The sequence below is a fragment of the Microbacterium sp. K2 genome, from assembly GCF_051365005.1.
GTDB lineage: Bacteria > Actinomycetota > Actinomycetes > Actinomycetales > Microbacteriaceae > Microbacterium > Microbacterium foliorum_B.
Window position 1 is genome coordinate 34,706 of sequence record NZ_JBLWII010000001.1, and the last position, 15,601, is coordinate 50,306.

Sequence of the window (15,601 nt, forward strand, 5' to 3'; positions counted from 1 at the left end):
GGGTCATGCTTGAGTGACAGCATGACCCGCTCCGCCGTACTCCGCTCGCTGCGGACGATCGTTCCAGACACCGTCATCGAGCAGCACGAGGTGCGCGACATGTTCGCCGCACAGCCCGACGTCGGGCGCCTCGCACAGCGGATCATCGGAGCATCCTTCAACGGATCCGGAATCGACACCCGTCACACCGTCATCGAAGAGCTCTCACCCACGGCGAGCACCGATGAGACGCTCTTCTTCGATCGCGAGTCCGGCCTTCTGCAGTCTCCGGGAACGGCCGCACGCAATGACGTCTATATACGCGAGGCGTCGCGTCTCTTCGTCGAGGTGGCGCGCAGCGCGCTCGACGCCGACCCCGACATCGTCGCCGCCGACGTCACGCACGTCATCACGGCATCGTGCACGGGATTCCATGCACCGGGCCCCGAGTACGAGATCGTGCGAGGGCTGGGCCTCTCCGACAGTGTCCAGCGCTACCACCTCGGGTTCATGGGCTGCTACGCCTCGCTGCCCGCGCTCCGAGCGGCGAGCCAGTTCTGCGCGGCCGATCCCACCGCGGTGGTGCTCGTGGTCAGCGTCGAGCTGTGCACCGTGCACCTGCGCTCGTCGGAGGACCCGGATCTCATCGTCGCCAACTCGCTCTTCGCGGACGGCGCGGCCGCCGGCATCGTCACCGCACGCGACCTCGCGACGCCGGTGCCGGCCGTTCGTCTCGACGGCTTCCACACGGCGATCGCCGCCGAGGGTGAGAAGGACATGGCCTGGACCATCGGCGACCACGGCTTCGAGATGATCCTGTCGACCAAGGTGCCGCAGATCATCGGCGAGACCATCATCGGTGCCATCCGTCCGCTCTACGCCCGCGAGGGCGAGCTGGCGGCCGCGTTCGACGAGGGGCGAGTGGGGGAGCGCGTGCAGCACTGGGCGATCCATCCCGGCGGACGCAGCATCCTCGACCGTGTGCAGGAGCGACTGCAGCTGAGCGACGCGCAGCTGCACCCGGCTCGGGAGACGCTGCGCGAGAACGGCAACATGTCGAGTGCCACGGTGCTCTTCGTGATCAAGCGGATCCTCGACGACGGCGCGACCGAGGGGTCGCGGGTCGCCGCCATGGCGTTCGGCCCGGGGCTGACCGCCGAGAGCGCACTGATGACGGTCACCACCGGCGTCTCGTGAGACACGACCTCTCGATGCGCGCCGCAGAGGCGCGCGAGCTCATGGACGATCCGGATGCCGACATCGGGATGCTGGAACAGACCTACAGACGCTTCCGTCTCGTGAACGCGCTCGTCTCGCGCCCGGGGCTGCTCTATCGCCGTGAGATCCGGCCGCGCGCCCGCCGCGGTCCCATCCGCATCCTCGACATCGGCGCGGGCGGCGGAGACGTGTGCCGGATGATCGCGGGCCGGTTGCGGCGCGCCGGGCTGGATGCCGAGATCACGGCGCTCGACGCGGACGCGCGGGCGATTCGCTGGGCTGCGGATCATGACGACGGAGCCGGCGTCCGGTATCGCTGCGCCTTCGCCGCAGAGCTCGTGGCGGAGGGGGAGCAGTTCGACGTGGTCTTCTCGAATCACCTGCTGCATCACCTCACCGGGGCGGAGCTCGACGGCCTGCTGCGCGACTCCGCGGCGCTCGTCGGCGACGGCGGAGTCGTGGTGCACCGCGACATCGCCCGCACCCGATTCGCCTATGCGCTGTACGACGCCGCGACCTGGGTCTTCTCGGGCACGCTGTTCCGCGGCTCGTTCATCCGGCAGGACGGCCTCATCAGCATCCGTCGCTCGTATACGCGGAGAGAACTCGCCTCTCTCGTGCCGTCGGGGTGGACGGTGTGCTTCGGCCTGCCCTCACGGCTGGAACTGCGCCGGGAGCCTGAGCCGGCGTCATGATGCACGAAAGGCCCGACACGCGTGAGCGCATCGGGCCTTCGAGATCTGATCGTCGGATCAGAAGTTGATCATATGACCTGCGAGGCCGTGGAAGCCCTCCTGCAGCGCCTCCGACAGCGTCGGGTGGGTGTGCACGTTGCGGGCCAGTTCGAGAGCCGTGAGGTCCCACTTCTGGGCCAGCGTCAGCTCGGGCAGAAGCTCGGAGACGTCGGGACCGATCATGTGTGCGCCGATGAGCTCGAGGTGCTCGGCATCGGCGATCAGCTTGACGAATCCGACCGGTTCGCCCAGTCCGTGCGCCTTGCCGTTGGCCATGAACGGGAAGGTCGCGACCTTGATCTCGCGTCCTTCGTCCTTCGCCTGCTGCTCGGTGAGGCCGAACGAGGCGACCTGCGGCGAGCAGAACGTCGCACGAGGCATCATGCGGTAGTCGCCGAGCGTCTGGGTCTCGGCTCCGCCGATGGTCTCGGCAGCGACGACACCCTGTGCCTCGGCCACGTGGGCGAGCTGCAGCTTGGCGGTCACGTCACCGATCGCGTAGATGCCCTCGACGTTGGTGCGCATGTGGTCGTCGATGTCGATCGCGCCGCGCTCGGTGAGCTTGACGCCGGTGGCCTCGAGGCCGAAGCCCTCGATGTTGGGAGCGAAGCCGACCGACATGAGCACCTTGTCGGCTTCGATCGACGACTGCTGCCCGTCCTTGCCGGTGTACGACACGGTGACGGAGGAGCCGTTGTCGACGACGGACTCGACCTTGGTGGAGGTGAGGATGTCGACGCCGTAGTTCTTGTACTGCTTCGCGATCTCCTTCGACACATCGGCATCCTCGTTGGGAAGCGCGCGGTCGAGGAACTCGATGATCGTGACCTTGACGCCGTAGTTGGTCATCACGTAGGCGAATTCCATGCCGATGGCGCCGGCTCCGACGATGACGATCGACTTCGGGAGCTCACGGCTGAGGATCTGCTCCTCGTAGGTCACGACGTTGTCGCTGAGCTGCACGCCCGGCAGCAGTCGGACCTTCGAGCCGGTCGCGATGATCGCGTTGTCGAAGGTGACCTCTTCGGTCGAGCCGTCGGACTTGGCGACCGAGATCGCCTTCGGGCCCGTGAAGGTGCCGCGACCGTCGTACTCGGTCACCTTGTTCTTCTTCATCAGGAAGTGGATGCCCTTGACGCGGCCGTCGGCGACGACACGGCTGCGGTCGAACGCCTTGCCGTAGTCGATCGTGAACTCACCCGAGATGCCGAAGAAGTCGGCCTTGTGGTTGAGCGTGTGCGCGAGCTCCGCGTTCTTCAGGAGAGCCTTGGAGGGGATGCAGCCCACGTTGAGGCACACACCGCCCCAGTACTTCTCTTCGATGATGGCGGTGGACAGACCGAGCTGCGCGCTGCGAACCGCAGCGACGTATCCGCCAGGACCTGCACCGAGGATGACGACATCGTAATGTGGCATGCCTTAAGCCTATCGCTCTGATGGGACGTCGGAATCGGTGGAAGCCGGGCCGCGGCGACCGCGGACCACGAGCCAGACGACGATGCCGCCGATCAGAACTCCGGCGATCGCGAGCACCCAGATCAGAGTCGTGGAGGCGGGTGAATCGTCGCTCTCGGGCGCAGGCGTGGCGTCGGTGCCGGGGCCTGCGGTCGTGGTCGGAGCGGGAGCGGCCGTGGCGGTGTCGGTGGGTTCGGCGCTCGGCTCAGCTGTCGGAGCGGCGTCGGTGCTGTTCGCGACCGTGAAGTCGAACTCTCCCGAGGTCGGGTGGCCGTCGCTCGAGACGACCTTCCAGATCACGTGATAGGCGCCGGCGGGGGCCTCCGTGGAGAGCTGCTGCGTGACGATCGCGCCCTCGACGGTGGCGGCGCCCTCGGCGACCGAGTCGCCGGAGGGATCCGTCACGACGACCTCGGTCGCGCCGGTCTCATCGATGAGCTTCGCGCTGAAGGTGAGCGTCAGCTCGGCCGGGAGAGTGTCGACCGTGCTGTCGGCCTCGGGTGAGGACGCGAGCATACTGTCGTGGGCTGAGGCGGAGAGAGGTGCGAACAGCACCAGGAACGCGGTCAGAAGGGCGGCGGCGAGTGCGACCGGAGCCGCAGGGAGGCGACGGGCTGTGGTTTTCACATCCTCAGCCTATGAAGTGTCGGTATGCGATGCCTGAGTGTGAAGCGAGCTCCCGCGAGCGACGTCGGATCAGTTAGTCTGGACGCTTAGGAGGGCATAGTGACAGACAGCCAGAATCGATCGGGCGGAGACGCCGCGATCCACCGTCCCGGCGAGCAGAGGCACGACGTGACGCAGACGTTCGGGCACGACTCGGACCTCTCCTTCGTGCCTTTCGGCGTGGAGCTCACCGACGTGGAGCAGGGCGCCATCGCGGCCCTTCCCTCCGGTTCCGCACTGCTTCTGGTGCGCTCCGGAGCTCTTGCGGGGGCCCGTTACCTGCTCGACACCGATGTGACGACCGTGGGTCGCCACCCCGAAGCCGACATCTTCTTCGACGACGTGACCGTCTCGCGCCGCCATGCAGAGGTGACTCGCAACGGCTCGACGTTCGAGATCATCGACCAGCGCTCGCTCAACGGCACGTACGTCAACGGCGAGCGGGTCGACCGCAGCGCGCTGGTCGACGGCACCGAGCTTCGCGTCGGCAAGTTCCGGTTGAACTTCTTCGTCTCTCCCGTCGATCGCGTCGCGGCGATCGACTGATGGCGGCTTCTCCCGCCCGCGAACGCTCGGCGTCCGCGGGCCTTCTGAGCATCGGTCAGGTGCTCGCTCGGCTCACGCCGGAATTTCCGGAGCTCACCTCCAGCAAGCTCCGCTTCCTGGAGGTGCAGGGGATCGTCAGCCCGTCGCGCACGGAGTCGGGCTATCGCAAGTTCTCGCAGGCTGACATCGAGCGACTGCGCCTCGGTCTCACACTGCAGCGCGACCACTACCTCCCTCTCAGCATCATCCGAGAGCAACTCGACGACGCTGAGGCGAACGGCGACTCGGCCGCGCTCGCGCCGCCGCCATCGATCACTCCGACGCCTCGCCGCTACCGCCGCAGTGAGCTGCTGTCGGCAGCCGGGGCCGGCCCGCAGCTTCTCAACGATGCGATCAGCACCGGTGTCATCGTCGCCCAGGAGAGCTACCCCGAGTCCACCGTCACCCTGCTGCGCGGCCTGGTCGCGCTCGACCGTCACGGCATCGAACCACGCCACCTGCGATCGCTGAGGCAGGGCGCTGAGCGCGAGGTCGCGCTGATCGAGTCTGCGATGTCGTCGCTGCTCCGTCGCACAGACGCCGCGTCGCGTGCGAAGGCGAGTGACATGGCGCCCAACCTCGCCGCGAAGATCGACGAAGTGCGCTCGCTCTTCGTCAAGGACGCACTCACCAGGTTGCTTTCGTAACGAACTGATTGCGACACACCTTCGGCGTCCCACGGATGTCATTGCCGGTGCCGGAGGGCTGCTCTAGCGTGGAGGTAACAGCTCCAGGGAGGATTTCAAATGAATGCGGACGAGCGTGCAGGCGACCCGCGGTTCGTGCCAGAACTCCTCTTCACCGACGGCCTGCCGGCCATGGACGATGAGGTCGGCTACCGCGGTGCGGTGGCGGCGCGTGCAGCGGGCATCACCTACCGTCAGCTGGACTACTGGGCACGCACCGAGCTCGTGGAGCCCACGGTGCGAGGTGCCAGCGGCTCCGGCTCGCAGCGCCTCTACGGCTTCCGCGACATCCTGGTGCTCAAGCTCGTGAAGAGCCTGCTCGACACCGGGATCTCTCTGCAGCAGATCCGCACGGCGGTCGAAGAGCTCCGCCGCGCCGGCATCCGTGATCTCGCGGGAACGACCCTGATGAGCGACGGCGCGTCCGTCTACCTGTGCACGTCGAACGACGAGGTCATCGACCTGGTCAGCCGTGGTCAGGGCGTTTTCGGCATCGCCGTGGGCAAGGTGCTGCGCGAGGTCGAATCGACCCTCGTCGAGTTCGACGCGACATCACCCGACCCGGTCGACGAGCTGTCGGCACGTCGCACCAAGCGCTCCGCCTGAGCATCCGCGGCTCAGAGCCGCCCACACACGAAGAAGCGGCCACCCTCGCGAGAGGATGGCCGTTCTGCTGTCTGGGGCGAGTCAGGCCTGGGGTCCGGAATCCGCGACCTGGATGCGCCCGGTGCGGATGATCCGATCGAGCAGCTGGTCGAAGTCCGACGCGAGTTCCTGAGCGGAGTCGCCTGGCCAGATGTGCAGCGGCTTCGCAGCACCCTGAGCCTGCTGCAGCGACGTGCGCTCGGGGAGCTGAGGGGAGAGCACGAGGGGGCCGAACATGTCGCGCAGTTCTTTGATGCGGAACTGGTGCTCGATCGACTGGGGGCGCACGCGGTTGACGACGATGCCCAGCGGCTGAAGACGGGGGGAGAGGCCTCGACGGATCTCCTCGATCGCGCGCAGCGCGCGGTCGGCGGCGGCGACGGAGAAGAGACCGGGTTCGGTGACGACCATCACGCGGTCACTCGCCGCCCAGGCGGTGCGAGTGAGGGCGTTCAGCGACGGGGCGCAGTCGACGAGGACCAGGTCGTAGTCGGCTTCGACGGAGGCCAGGGCCTCTTCGAGCTTCCATACGTCGCGCACGCTGGGGTGCGGGCCGTCGAAGTTGATCGCAGACGGGCTGCCGATCAGCACGTCGATGGTTCCGGGGTGCACCTTCGCCCAGCCGCTGGAGGTGATCGCCTGGCGGACGACCTTCTCCTTCGGGTTGGCCAGGACATCGGCGATGTTGAGCCGACCGGCCACCTGGATGTCCATCCCGGTGGACACATCGGACTGAGGGTCGAGGTCGACGACGAGCGTTCGGACACCACGGGCGAAGGCCGCTGAGGCCAGGCCGAGGGTCACTGTCGTCTTGCCGACGCCTCCCTTGAGAGAGCTGACGCTGAGTACGTGCACGAACACCACGTTACCTTCCCCTAGGCTGGGTGCACACTCAGCCCCGCCCCATGCGCGCCGATCAGAAGTGCGCATCGAGCTTCCAGAGGTGTGCATGTTCCAAAAGATCCTTGTGGCGAACCGCGGCGAGATCGCGATCCGCGCCTTCCGTGCGGCATTCGAAGTCGGGGCGAGAACGGTCGCCGTCTTCCCGCATGAGGACCGCGGCTCGGTCCACCGGCTCAAGGCCGATGAGGCCTACGAGATCGGCGAGCGGGGGCATCCGGTCCGCGCCTACCTGGACGTCGACGAGATCATCCGTGTCGCGAAGGATGCGGGAGCGGACGCGATCTACCCCGGCTACGGCTTCCTGTCGGAGAATCCCGAGCTCGCCGAGAAGGCTGCGTCGAACGGCATCGTCTTCATCGGGCCTCCCTCGAAGGTGCTCGAGATGGCGGGGAACAAGGTCGAGGCCAAGCGCCACGCCATCGAGGCCGGGGTTCCCGTGCTCCGTTCGACCGAGGCATCCGATGATGTCGACGCGCTCGTGGCCCAGGCATCGGAGATCGGCTTCCCGCTGTTCGCCAAGGCCGTGGCCGGCGGTGGCGGTCGTGGCATGCGCCGGGTCGAGTCGGCGGCGGAGCTCGCGCCGGCACTGGCAGAGGCGATGCGCGAGGCGGAGAGCGCCTTCGGCGACCCGCGGATGTTCCTCGAGCAGGCCGTCCTTCGTCCCCGGCACATCGAGGTGCAGATCCTCGCGGACAAGACCGGCGAGACCGTCCACCTGTTCGAACGCGACTGCTCGGTGCAGCGTCGACACCAGAAGGTCGTCGAGATCGCACCGGCGCCGAATCTCGACGACAGCATCCGCACCGCACTGCACGGATACGCGGTCGCTTTCGCGCGATCCATCGGATACGAGAATGCGGGAACGGTCGAGTTCCTGCTCGAGACCGCGGGGGAGCGCACCGGCGAGGTCGTCTTCATCGAGATGAATCCGCGCATCCAGGTCGAGCACACCGTCACCGAAGAGGTGACCGACGTCGATCTCGTGCAGAGTCAGATGCGCATCGCCGCGGGTCAGACCCTCGCGGAACTGGGATTGGAGCAGCACCGACTGCAGGTGCGTGGAGCCGCACTGCAGTGCCGGATCACCACGGAGGACCCGACTCAGGGATTCCGGCCCGACACGGGCAAGATCACCACCTACCGCTCGCCGGGTGGCGCGGGCATCCGTCTCGACGGCGGAACCGTGCATCAGGGCGCGCAGATCAGTCCGCACTTCGACTCGATGCTCGCCAAGCTGACCTGCCGTGGGCGCGACTACCCGGCGGCCGTGGCACGCGCTCGGCGGGCGCTGGCCGAGTTCCGCATTCGCGGCGTCTCGACCAACATCCCGTTCCTGCAGGCGCTGCTGGACGACGACGCGTTCATCGCCGGTGACGTGAGCACGTCCTTCATCGACGAGCGCCCGGATCTCCTCCGTGGTCGCGAGTCGAAGGACCGCGGCACCCGAATCCTCAACTGGCTGGTCGACGTCACGGTCAACAAGCCCCACGGGGTGCACCCCGGTTCGCTGGACCCGGCTGCCAAGCTCCCCGCCGTCGACCTCGCCTCGACCCCGATCGCCGGTTCGCGACAGCGTCTGCTCGAGCTGGGCCCGGAGGGCTTCGCCCGGAGCCTGCGCGCGCAGAGTGCTCTCGCGATCACCGACACGACCTTCCGCGACGCACACCAGTCCCTGCTCGCGACACGCGTGCGCACGAAGGACCTCGTCGCAGCCGCACCGCACATCGCCCGGCTGACACCGGAGCTGCTCTCGGTGGAGGCCTGGGGAGGGGCGACCTACGATGTCGCACTGCGCTTCCTCGGGGAAGACCCCTGGGAGCGTCTCGACAAGCTGCGGGCCGCGCTTCCGAATGTCGCCATCCAGATGCTCCTGCGTGGACGCAACACCGTGGGCTACACCCCCTACCCGACCGCCGTGACCGAGGCCTTCGTTCAGGAGGCTGCGGCGAGCGGGGTCGACATCTTCAGGATCTTCGATGCGCTCAACGACGTCGAGCAGATGCGTCCGGCGATCGAGGCTGTTCGCAGCACGGGCATGGCGGTCGCCGAGGTGGCGCTCTGCTACACCGGTGACCTTCTGAACCCGGCCGAGGATCTCTACACGCTCGACTACTACCTGAAGCTAGCGGATCAGATCGTCGATGCCGGAGCGCACATCATCGCGATCAAGGACATGGCGGGGCTTCTGCGCCCCGCGGCGGCGGCGAAGCTCGTCGCCGCACTGCGCGAGCGCTTCGACCTGCCCGTGCACCTGCACACGCACGACACCCCCGGCGGTCAGCTCGCCACACTGCTCGCTGCGAGCGCCGCAGGAGTGGATGCGGTGGATGCGGCATCCGCTCCGCTCTCAGGCACCACCAGCCAGCCTTCTATCTCTTCGCTCGTCGCGGCGCTCGCGCATACGGATCGTGACAGCGGCATCTCCCTCGACAGCGTCTCGGACCTCGAGCCGTACTGGGAGGCGGTCCGTCGGATGTATGCCCCGTTCGAGTCCGGACTCCCCGGCCCCACCGGGCGGGTGTACCACCACGAGATCCCGGGCGGGCAGCTGTCGAACCTCCGTCAGCAGGCGAAGGCGCTCGGTCTCGCAGACGACTTCGAGCTGATCGAGGACATGTACGCCGCGGCAGATCGAATCCTGGGACGCGTTCCCAAGGTGACTCCGTCGTCGAAGGTGGTCGGCGACCTCGCCCTGCACCTGGCCGCGGTCAAGGCGGATCCCGCTGATTTCGAGGCGAACCCCGAGAAGTACGACGTGCCCGACTCGGTCGTCGGTTTCATGGCCGGCGAACTCGGCGACCTCCCGGGTGGATGGCCCGAACCTTTCCGCACGAAGGTGCTGGCGGGGCGTTCGGTGCGCATCGGCATGACCGAGATCTCCGACGACGACGAAGCAGCGCTGGCGGGTGACAGCGCGACCCGTCGTGCGCGGCTCAACACGCTGCTGTTCCCTGCTCCCATGCGCGAGTTCACCGAAAATCGCGAACTGTTCGGCGATCTCTCGGTGCTCGACACCGCCGACTACCTCTATGGTCTCGTGCAAGGCCAGGAGCACGTCGTCGAGATCGACCGCGGCGTCCAGCTCTACGTGGGTCTCGAAGCGATCGGCGACGCGGACGACAAGGGCATGCGCACCGTCATGACGACCCTCAACGGTCAGCTGCGGCCGGTGTTCGTGCGCGACAGATCGGTGGCGGTCGACGTCCACGAGATCGAGAAGGCCGACACCTCGGTGCCAGGTCAGGTGGCCGCGCCGTTCTCCGGCGTCGTGACCCTGAAAGCAGACGTCGGCGACTCGGTGCGCGCCGGTGAGCCGGTCGCATCCATCGAGGCGATGAAGATGGAGGCGGCCATCACCGCGCCCGTCGACGGCGTCGTGGAACGCCTCGCGATCGGCGCGACGCAGCAGGTCGAGGCCGGGGATCTTTTGGTCGTCATCCGCCCCGCGCACTAATCTTGTGCGGGCGAGGCCGCGTTCGACGCAACGCACCCGAGGCCCGCACAAGCTTGGAGTGACACAGTGACCCCGAAGAACGTGGCAGACACCCCGGACGACGAGTCCAGAGGGGTGCTCGACGACGCTACGTCGTTGGACACCTCGGCCATCGGCATACTCGGCAACACGGCACAGGTGAGCGTCGTGCTCCCGAAGGACGATGACGCCGACCTGGAGGACCACGGCGTCGTCGAGGGCGAGGTCGTCGCCGATCTGATCATCGATGAGCCGGTCGCCGCGGCGAAGGCCGCTGCAGAGATCGCACCCGCACCGCTCGGCGCGGCCCCGATGATCATCGAGCTGCCACCGGAGCCTGCTGCGGATGACGAGCGGGCCGGGGCGATCGAGAAGCCGGAGCGCGAGGTGGTCCCGGAGCCCGAGGTGGAAGCCTTTTCCGAGCCCGAGCCCGAGCCCGAGCCCGAGCCCGAGCCCGAGCCTGAGCCCGAGCCCGAGCCCGAGCCCGAGGCGGAGCCGAAGCTGGAGCTGGAGCCCGTGCCCGAGCCCGAGCCCGAGGCGGAACTCGAGCCGGAGCCGGAGCCGGAACTCGCACCCGAGTCCGAGACCGAGCCGGAACTGGAGCCCGAACCCGAACTGGAGCCCGAGCCGGAGTCGGAGCCCGAGCCGGAGCCGGAGCCCGAGCCGGAACTGGAGCTGGAGCCCGAACCCGAGCCGGAGCTTGAGTCCGAGCCCGCACGCATGCGCGAACGCGCACCCCGGACTGCACCCGTGACAACCGCCGACACGGCTGCCTCGGCTATGTTGCACCATGCGCCCACCGACCCCGTCGCAGCAGCGGAAGATGCCGTCGCAGCAGCGGAAGCCGCCGCCGCGGCAGCGTTCATCGCCAGGGCGAAAGCAGACATCGACGCCGCCCCCAGCTCACGGAGATCGTCGGCGGCAGCATCCCTCGCCAAGAAGGAGAGTTCGGTCATGAACGCTGACAAGCCCCAGCGGGCCGCCACGCCGACGACCCGATCGGCTCGCGCAGACGTGCAGCTCTCCGCCAAGCGTCTGGACGATCTCGGCGACTCGTCTCGCGAGAGCGCAGATCTGCTCACCGCAGACCGTCTGCTCGATCCGCACCGCATCACCAAGCCCGAGCCCGAGGGCGCCTGGAGTCACTTCCTCTACGCGATCTCCGGACGCCGCATCAACATCGGAGACGGACGGCGAGCGCGCGAGCGCAAGGCGCTGAGTGCCAGGATCGCCGCGCCGATCGTCGGCGGCGCACGATTCGTTCCGGTGCTGTCTCGCAAGGGCGGAGTCGGCAAGACGACGATCACCGCTCTGCTGGGTATGGCCCTCGCCGATGCCCGCGACGATCGCGTGATCGCGGTCGACGCCAACCCCGATCGCGGCACCCTCGCCGAGCGCGTGGTCCGCCCGAACCACAACAAGTCGGTGCGCGATCTCGTCCGGATCCATGACGAGGTCAGGGGATATCACGACATCTCCGCGATCGTCGCACGAGACGCCACGCGCCTCGACGTGCTCGCCTCGGATTCCGACCCGCGGATCGCAGAGGCCTTCAGCGACAGCGACTACCGGGACGTGGCCGGCGTCGCCGCGCACTACTACTCGCTCGTGCTCACAGACACCGGCACCGGCATCGTCCATTCGGTGATGTCGGCCACGCTCGACCTCGCCGATCAGATCGTGATCGTCTCGGGGCTGAGCGTCGATGAGGCGCGCCTGGCGTCGGAGACTCTGACCTGGCTCGAGAGCAACGGATACGCCGAGCAAGCGCGTGAGGCCGTCGTGGTGCTGAACCAGTCGACTCCCGGTGCCCCGCTCGTGCGTCTCAACGAACTCGAGGCCCACTTCCGCACGAGGGCGAAGCGCGTCGTGCGGATGCCGTATGACGCCCAGATCGCCGGGGGCGGGACCATCGTCTTCGCCAACCTGCAGCCCGAGACCCGAGTGGCGGCGCGCGAGCTCGCTGCGCTGCTCGTCGAGGGACTGCGAGCGAAGGTCGACTGATGGCGGTGCGTGAGATCCGGGTCTTCGGAGACCCCGTGCTTCGCTCCGTCTGCGCGCCGATCGACACTGTCGACGACGGTGTTCGTGCGCTCGTGGCCGACCTGATCGACACCGTCGAGCTGCCGGGGCGCGCCGGCGTCGCCGCCCCGCAGATCGGTGTCGCGCTCCGCGCCTTCAGCTACAACATCGACGGCGACATCGGCTATGTGCTCAATCCTGTTCTGACCGAGGTCCGGGGCGACCCCGTGCCGACGGGGGAGGGCTGTCTGTCCGTCCCCGGGCTCTGGCACGACGCACTGCGCCACCCCTGGGCCAGAGTCGAGGGCATCGACCTCGACGGCCAGCCGGTGGTCCTGGAAGGAAGCGGGCTGATGGCGCAGGCGCTTCAGCACGAGACCGATCACCTCGACGGCAGGCTCTACCTCACGAGACTCGACGCCGAGACGCGCAAGCGTGCGATGCGCGAGGTCAGAGAGAGCGCCTGGTTCTGAACCTCGGATGGATATGAGAAAGGCCCCGCCGAGGCGGGGCCTTTCTCATATCTCGCGGCTGTCAGCCGCCGAGGGCGACGTTGGTCGTGGTGACGGGCTCGTCGTAGATGGCGGCGATCTCATCGGCGAAGTCGCTCATGATCACGTTGCGCTTGATCGACATCTTGGGCGTGAGATGACCCGACGCCTCGGTCCACTCGCTGTCGAGCACGGTGAACTTGCGGATCGACTCGGCGCGGGACACCCGGGCGTTGGCGGCATCCACCGCCTTCTGGATCTCGGCCCGGACAGCGTCGTTCTTCGCCGCCTCGGCGAGCGACATCTCCTTGGGGAGTCCGGCGTTGGCGAGCCAGGTCGGCAGCATCTCGGGGTCGAGCGTGATGAGCGCCGAGATGAACGGACGCTGGTCTCCGACGACCACCACCTGTCCGATGATCGGGTTCGCGCGGATCGGGTCCTCGAGGGCGGCGGGCGCGACGTTCTTGCCGCCCGCCGTCACGATGATCTCCTTCTTACGCCCGGTGATCGTGAGGAAGCCCTCGGAGTCGAAGCTGCCGATGTCGCCGGTGCGGAACCAACCTCCCTCGCTGAACGCGTCGGCGGTGGCCTCGGGGTTGTTCCAGTACTCCTTGAACACGTTGATGCCTCGCACCTCGATCTCGCCGTCGTCAGCGAGCCGTACGCCCACACCGGGGAGTGCCGGGCCGACGGTGCCGATCTTCGACTTGTCTGCGAGGTTCACGGTCGCGGGAGCGGTCGTCTCGGTCAGACCGTAACCCTCGAGGATCACGACGCCGAGACTGTGGAAGAAGTGGCCGAGTCGTGCACCGAGGGGAGCCGAACCCGACACGGCGTAGACGACCTTGCCACCCATCGCTTCGCGCAGCTTGCTGTACACGAGCTTGTTGAACAGCGCGAACTTCAGCTTGGTCCCGAACGGGATGCTCTTGCCCTCTTCGAGGAGCTTCGAATGCTGGATCGCGACGTCGGCGGCAGCTCGGAAGATCTTGCCCTTGCCGCCTGCTTCGGCCTTCTGCTCCGCCGAGTTGTACACCTTCTCGAACACCCGCGGCACCGCGAGCAGGAACGTCGGCTTGAACGAACCGAGCGCCGGGAGCAGCTGTCGCGTGTCCGGCTGGTGCCCGGTGCGAACACCCGCGTGGATGTTCAGGATCGAGATGAACCGGGCGAACACGTGCGCGGTGGTGATGAACAGCAACGTCGATGCGCCGGGCGTCTGAACGACGGCGTCCAGCGCCTTGGCGGAGTTGCGGCAGAGCTCGACGAAGTTGCTGTGCGTGAGAACGCAGCCCTTCGGGCGACCCGTCGAGCCGGAGGTGTAGATAAGCGTCGCGATGTCGGAGCCCACGGCGATGCTGCGCAGGCGCTCGATCTCGGCATCCGGCACCGAGGCGCCCTGTGCGGTCAGCGAGTCGATCGCGCCGAGGTGCAGCTGCCAGACCTCGCGGAGCAGGGGGAGGTCACCGCGCACCTCGTCGAGACGCGCGAAATGGTCGGGGGACTCGACGACGAGAGCGATGGCTCCCGAGTCCTCGAGGATCCACTGGATCTGCGACGGCGAGCTGGTCTCGTAGATCGGCACCATCACGGCGCCCGCGTAGAACAGGGCGAAGTCGACGAGCGTCCAGTCGTACGTGGTGCGGGCGAGGAAACCCACCTTCTCGCCCGGCTGGATGCCGGCGGCGACGAACCCCTTGGCCAGGGCGATGACGGCGGTCTCGAAGTCGGCAGCGGTGATGTCGCGCCAACCGTCGCCTTCGGGCACCGAGAACAGAGGACGATCCGGCGTCGCCTTGACGCGCTGTGCCAGCAGGTCTGAGACGTTCGCTTCTGGGTCGGCGGGGATGACGGCAGGGACTTCAAACTGGACCACGGCAGCTCCTTCGGTACCGGTCGGGCACTGGGTTGCACACGAGTCTAGAGCATGGGACTCAGTCGCACATCAGGTGGGACTCGGTCGCCAATCGCGTGTCGTCCGTGCAACTCGCTGGCGGATGCCGATCGCGGCGCTAGACTTCACCTCGATGTTCTACTGGCTGATGAAGTACGTCGCGATCGGTCCCGTGGTCAAAGCGATATTCCGACCTTGGGTGGTCGGGCGTGCGAACATCCCCGCAAACGGTGCCGCGATCCTCGCCAGCAATCACCTGTCGTTCGCCGACTCGATCTTCCTCCCGCTGATGATCGACCGCCCGATGTCGTTCCTCGCCAAGAGCGACTACTTCACCGGACGCGGACTCAAGGGCTGGGCGACGAAGTTCTTCATGAAGGCGACGGGGCAGATCCCGATCGATCGCTCGGGCGGCAAAGCCTCGGAGGCATCTCTGAACACCGGCCTGCAGGTGCTCGGACGCGGAGACCTGCTCGGCATCTACCCGGAGGGCACGCGAAGCCCCGACGGGAGGCTCTACCGAGGTCGCACCGGCATCGCGCGCATGGCCATGGAGGCGAAGGTCCCCGTGGTTCCCGTGATCATGGTCGACACCGACACGGCGATGCCGATCGGGCAGCGTCTGCCTCGCGTGGTGAGGGTCGGGATCGTCATCGGCGAGCCACTGGACTTCTCCCGATACGCGGGCATGGAGAACGACCGCTACATCCTGCGGTCCGTCACAGACGAGATCATGGTCGCCCTCCAGAGGTTGGGTGAGCAGCAGTACGACGACGTGTATGCATCGAGCGTGAAGGACAGGCTCCCGGCCCGCGTCACACAGCGCTCCTGAGGCATCTCGACTTCGCCGC

At 67.4% G+C, this 15,601-nt stretch carries 13 protein-coding genes; 9 read left to right on the top strand and 4 right to left on the bottom strand.

The window, feature by feature from the left end; translation table 11 throughout:
* Positions 1 to 21 precede the first annotated feature (21 nt).
* Complete coding sequence (locus ACLKOY_RS00195; RefSeq protein ID WP_436451953.1) at positions 22 to 1,176, top strand: type III polyketide synthase; 1,155 nt, start codon at positions 22 to 24, stop codon at positions 1,174 to 1,176.
* Positions 1,173 to 1,892: a methyltransferase domain-containing protein gene (locus ACLKOY_RS00200; RefSeq protein ID WP_436451954.1), complete on the top strand. Its 720-nt coding sequence runs from the start codon at positions 1,173 to 1,175 to the stop codon at positions 1,890 to 1,892. Before ACLKOY_RS00195 ends, ACLKOY_RS00200 begins: the two co-directional genes overlap by 4 nt.
* Before the next feature lie 57 nt (positions 1,893 to 1,949).
* Here the strand turns inward: ACLKOY_RS00200 and lpdA are convergent, their stop codons facing one another.
* Both lpdA and ACLKOY_RS00210 read right to left on the bottom strand, forming a co-directional pair.
* Positions 1,950 to 3,347, bottom strand: a complete 1,398-nt coding sequence (gene lpdA / locus ACLKOY_RS00205; protein WP_053096802.1) for a dihydrolipoyl dehydrogenase — start codon at positions 3,345 to 3,347, stop codon at positions 1,950 to 1,952.
* Positions 3,348 to 3,356: 9 nt separating this feature from the next.
* Positions 3,357 to 4,013 (bottom strand): copper resistance CopC family protein, encoded by a 657-nt coding sequence (locus ACLKOY_RS00210; RefSeq protein ID WP_436451955.1) that lies wholly within the window; start codon positions 4,011 to 4,013, stop codon positions 3,357 to 3,359.
* 99 nt (positions 4,014 to 4,112) lie between these two features.
* Between ACLKOY_RS00210 and ACLKOY_RS00215 the strand changes: the two genes are divergently transcribed.
* From ACLKOY_RS00215 to ACLKOY_RS00225, 3 genes are all read left to right on the top strand, one after another.
* Positions 4,113 to 4,598 carry an FHA domain-containing protein gene (locus tag ACLKOY_RS00215; protein WP_140037456.1) on the top strand — a complete coding sequence of 162 codons (486 nt, stop codon included), beginning with the start codon at positions 4,113 to 4,115 and terminating at the stop codon, positions 4,596 to 4,598.
* Positions 4,598 to 5,284: a transcriptional regulator FtsR gene (gene ftsR / locus ACLKOY_RS00220; RefSeq protein WP_042538473.1), complete on the top strand. Its 687-nt coding sequence runs from the start codon at positions 4,598 to 4,600 to the stop codon at positions 5,282 to 5,284. Before ACLKOY_RS00215 ends, ftsR begins: the two co-directional genes overlap by 1 nt.
* Before the next feature lie 99 nt (positions 5,285 to 5,383).
* Complete coding sequence (locus ACLKOY_RS00225) at positions 5,384 to 5,929, top strand: MerR family transcriptional regulator (protein ID WP_079113096.1); 546 nt, start codon at positions 5,384 to 5,386, stop codon at positions 5,927 to 5,929.
* 81 nt (positions 5,930 to 6,010) lie between these two features.
* Here ACLKOY_RS00225 and ACLKOY_RS00230 read toward each other — a convergent pair whose 3' ends face one another.
* Positions 6,011 to 6,823: a ParA family protein gene (locus tag ACLKOY_RS00230; protein ID WP_290161951.1), complete on the bottom strand. Its 813-nt coding sequence runs from the start codon at positions 6,821 to 6,823 to the stop codon at positions 6,011 to 6,013.
* A 94-nt stretch (positions 6,824 to 6,917) separates the two neighbouring features.
* On the opposite strand from ACLKOY_RS00230, the gene ACLKOY_RS00235 reads away from it, so the two are divergent.
* From ACLKOY_RS00235 to def, 3 genes are all read left to right on the top strand, one after another.
* The gene (locus tag ACLKOY_RS00235; RefSeq protein WP_436451956.1) at positions 6,918 to 10,325 is read left to right on the top strand and encodes a pyruvate carboxylase; all 3,408 of its coding nucleotides are present in this window, start codon (positions 6,918 to 6,920) and stop codon (positions 10,323 to 10,325) included.
* Between the two features lie 66 nt (positions 10,326 to 10,391).
* Complete coding sequence (locus ACLKOY_RS00240; RefSeq protein WP_436451957.1) at positions 10,392 to 12,347, top strand: MinD/ParA family ATP-binding protein; 1,956 nt, start codon at positions 10,392 to 10,394, stop codon at positions 12,345 to 12,347.
* Complete coding sequence (gene def / locus ACLKOY_RS00245) at positions 12,347 to 12,838, top strand: peptide deformylase (RefSeq protein WP_140037454.1); 492 nt, start codon at positions 12,347 to 12,349, stop codon at positions 12,836 to 12,838. Before ACLKOY_RS00240 ends, def begins: the two co-directional genes overlap by 1 nt.
* A 61-nt stretch (positions 12,839 to 12,899) precedes the next feature.
* On the opposite strand, the gene ACLKOY_RS00250 is transcribed toward def, so the two are convergent.
* Positions 12,900 to 14,732, bottom strand: coding sequence for an AMP-dependent synthetase/ligase (locus ACLKOY_RS00250; RefSeq protein WP_436451958.1), 1,833 nt, complete (start codon positions 14,730 to 14,732; stop codon positions 12,900 to 12,902).
* 151 nt (positions 14,733 to 14,883) lie between these two features.
* Here ACLKOY_RS00250 and ACLKOY_RS00255 point away from each other — a divergent pair, with 151 nt between their 5' ends.
* A complete protein-coding gene (locus tag ACLKOY_RS00255) occupies positions 14,884 to 15,582 on the top strand; it encodes a lysophospholipid acyltransferase family protein (protein WP_042538590.1) in 699 nt (232 codons plus the stop codon).
* The last annotated feature ends 19 nt before the right edge of the window (positions 15,583 to 15,601 follow it).

Coding starts and splice junctions, on each gene's coding strand:
- def (WP_140037454.1), top strand. CDS start 12,347: ATGGCGGTGCGTGAGATCCGGGTCTTCGGAGACCCCGTGCTTCGCTCC.
- ACLKOY_RS00235 (WP_436451956.1), top strand. CDS start 6,918: ATGTTCCAAAAGATCCTTGTGGCGAACCGCGGCGAGATCGCGATCCGC.
- ACLKOY_RS00255 (WP_042538590.1), top strand. CDS start 14,884: ATGTTCTACTGGCTGATGAAGTACGTCGCGATCGGTCCCGTGGTCAAA.
- ACLKOY_RS00195 (WP_436451953.1), top strand. CDS start 22: ATGACCCGCTCCGCCGTACTCCGCTCGCTGCGGACGATCGTTCCAGAC.
- ftsR (WP_042538473.1), top strand. CDS start 4,598: ATGGCGGCTTCTCCCGCCCGCGAACGCTCGGCGTCCGCGGGCCTTCTG.
- lpdA (WP_053096802.1), bottom strand. CDS start 3,347: ATGCCACATTACGATGTCGTCATCCTCGGTGCAGGTCCTGGCGGATAC.
- ACLKOY_RS00225 (WP_079113096.1), top strand. CDS start 5,384: ATGAATGCGGACGAGCGTGCAGGCGACCCGCGGTTCGTGCCAGAACTC.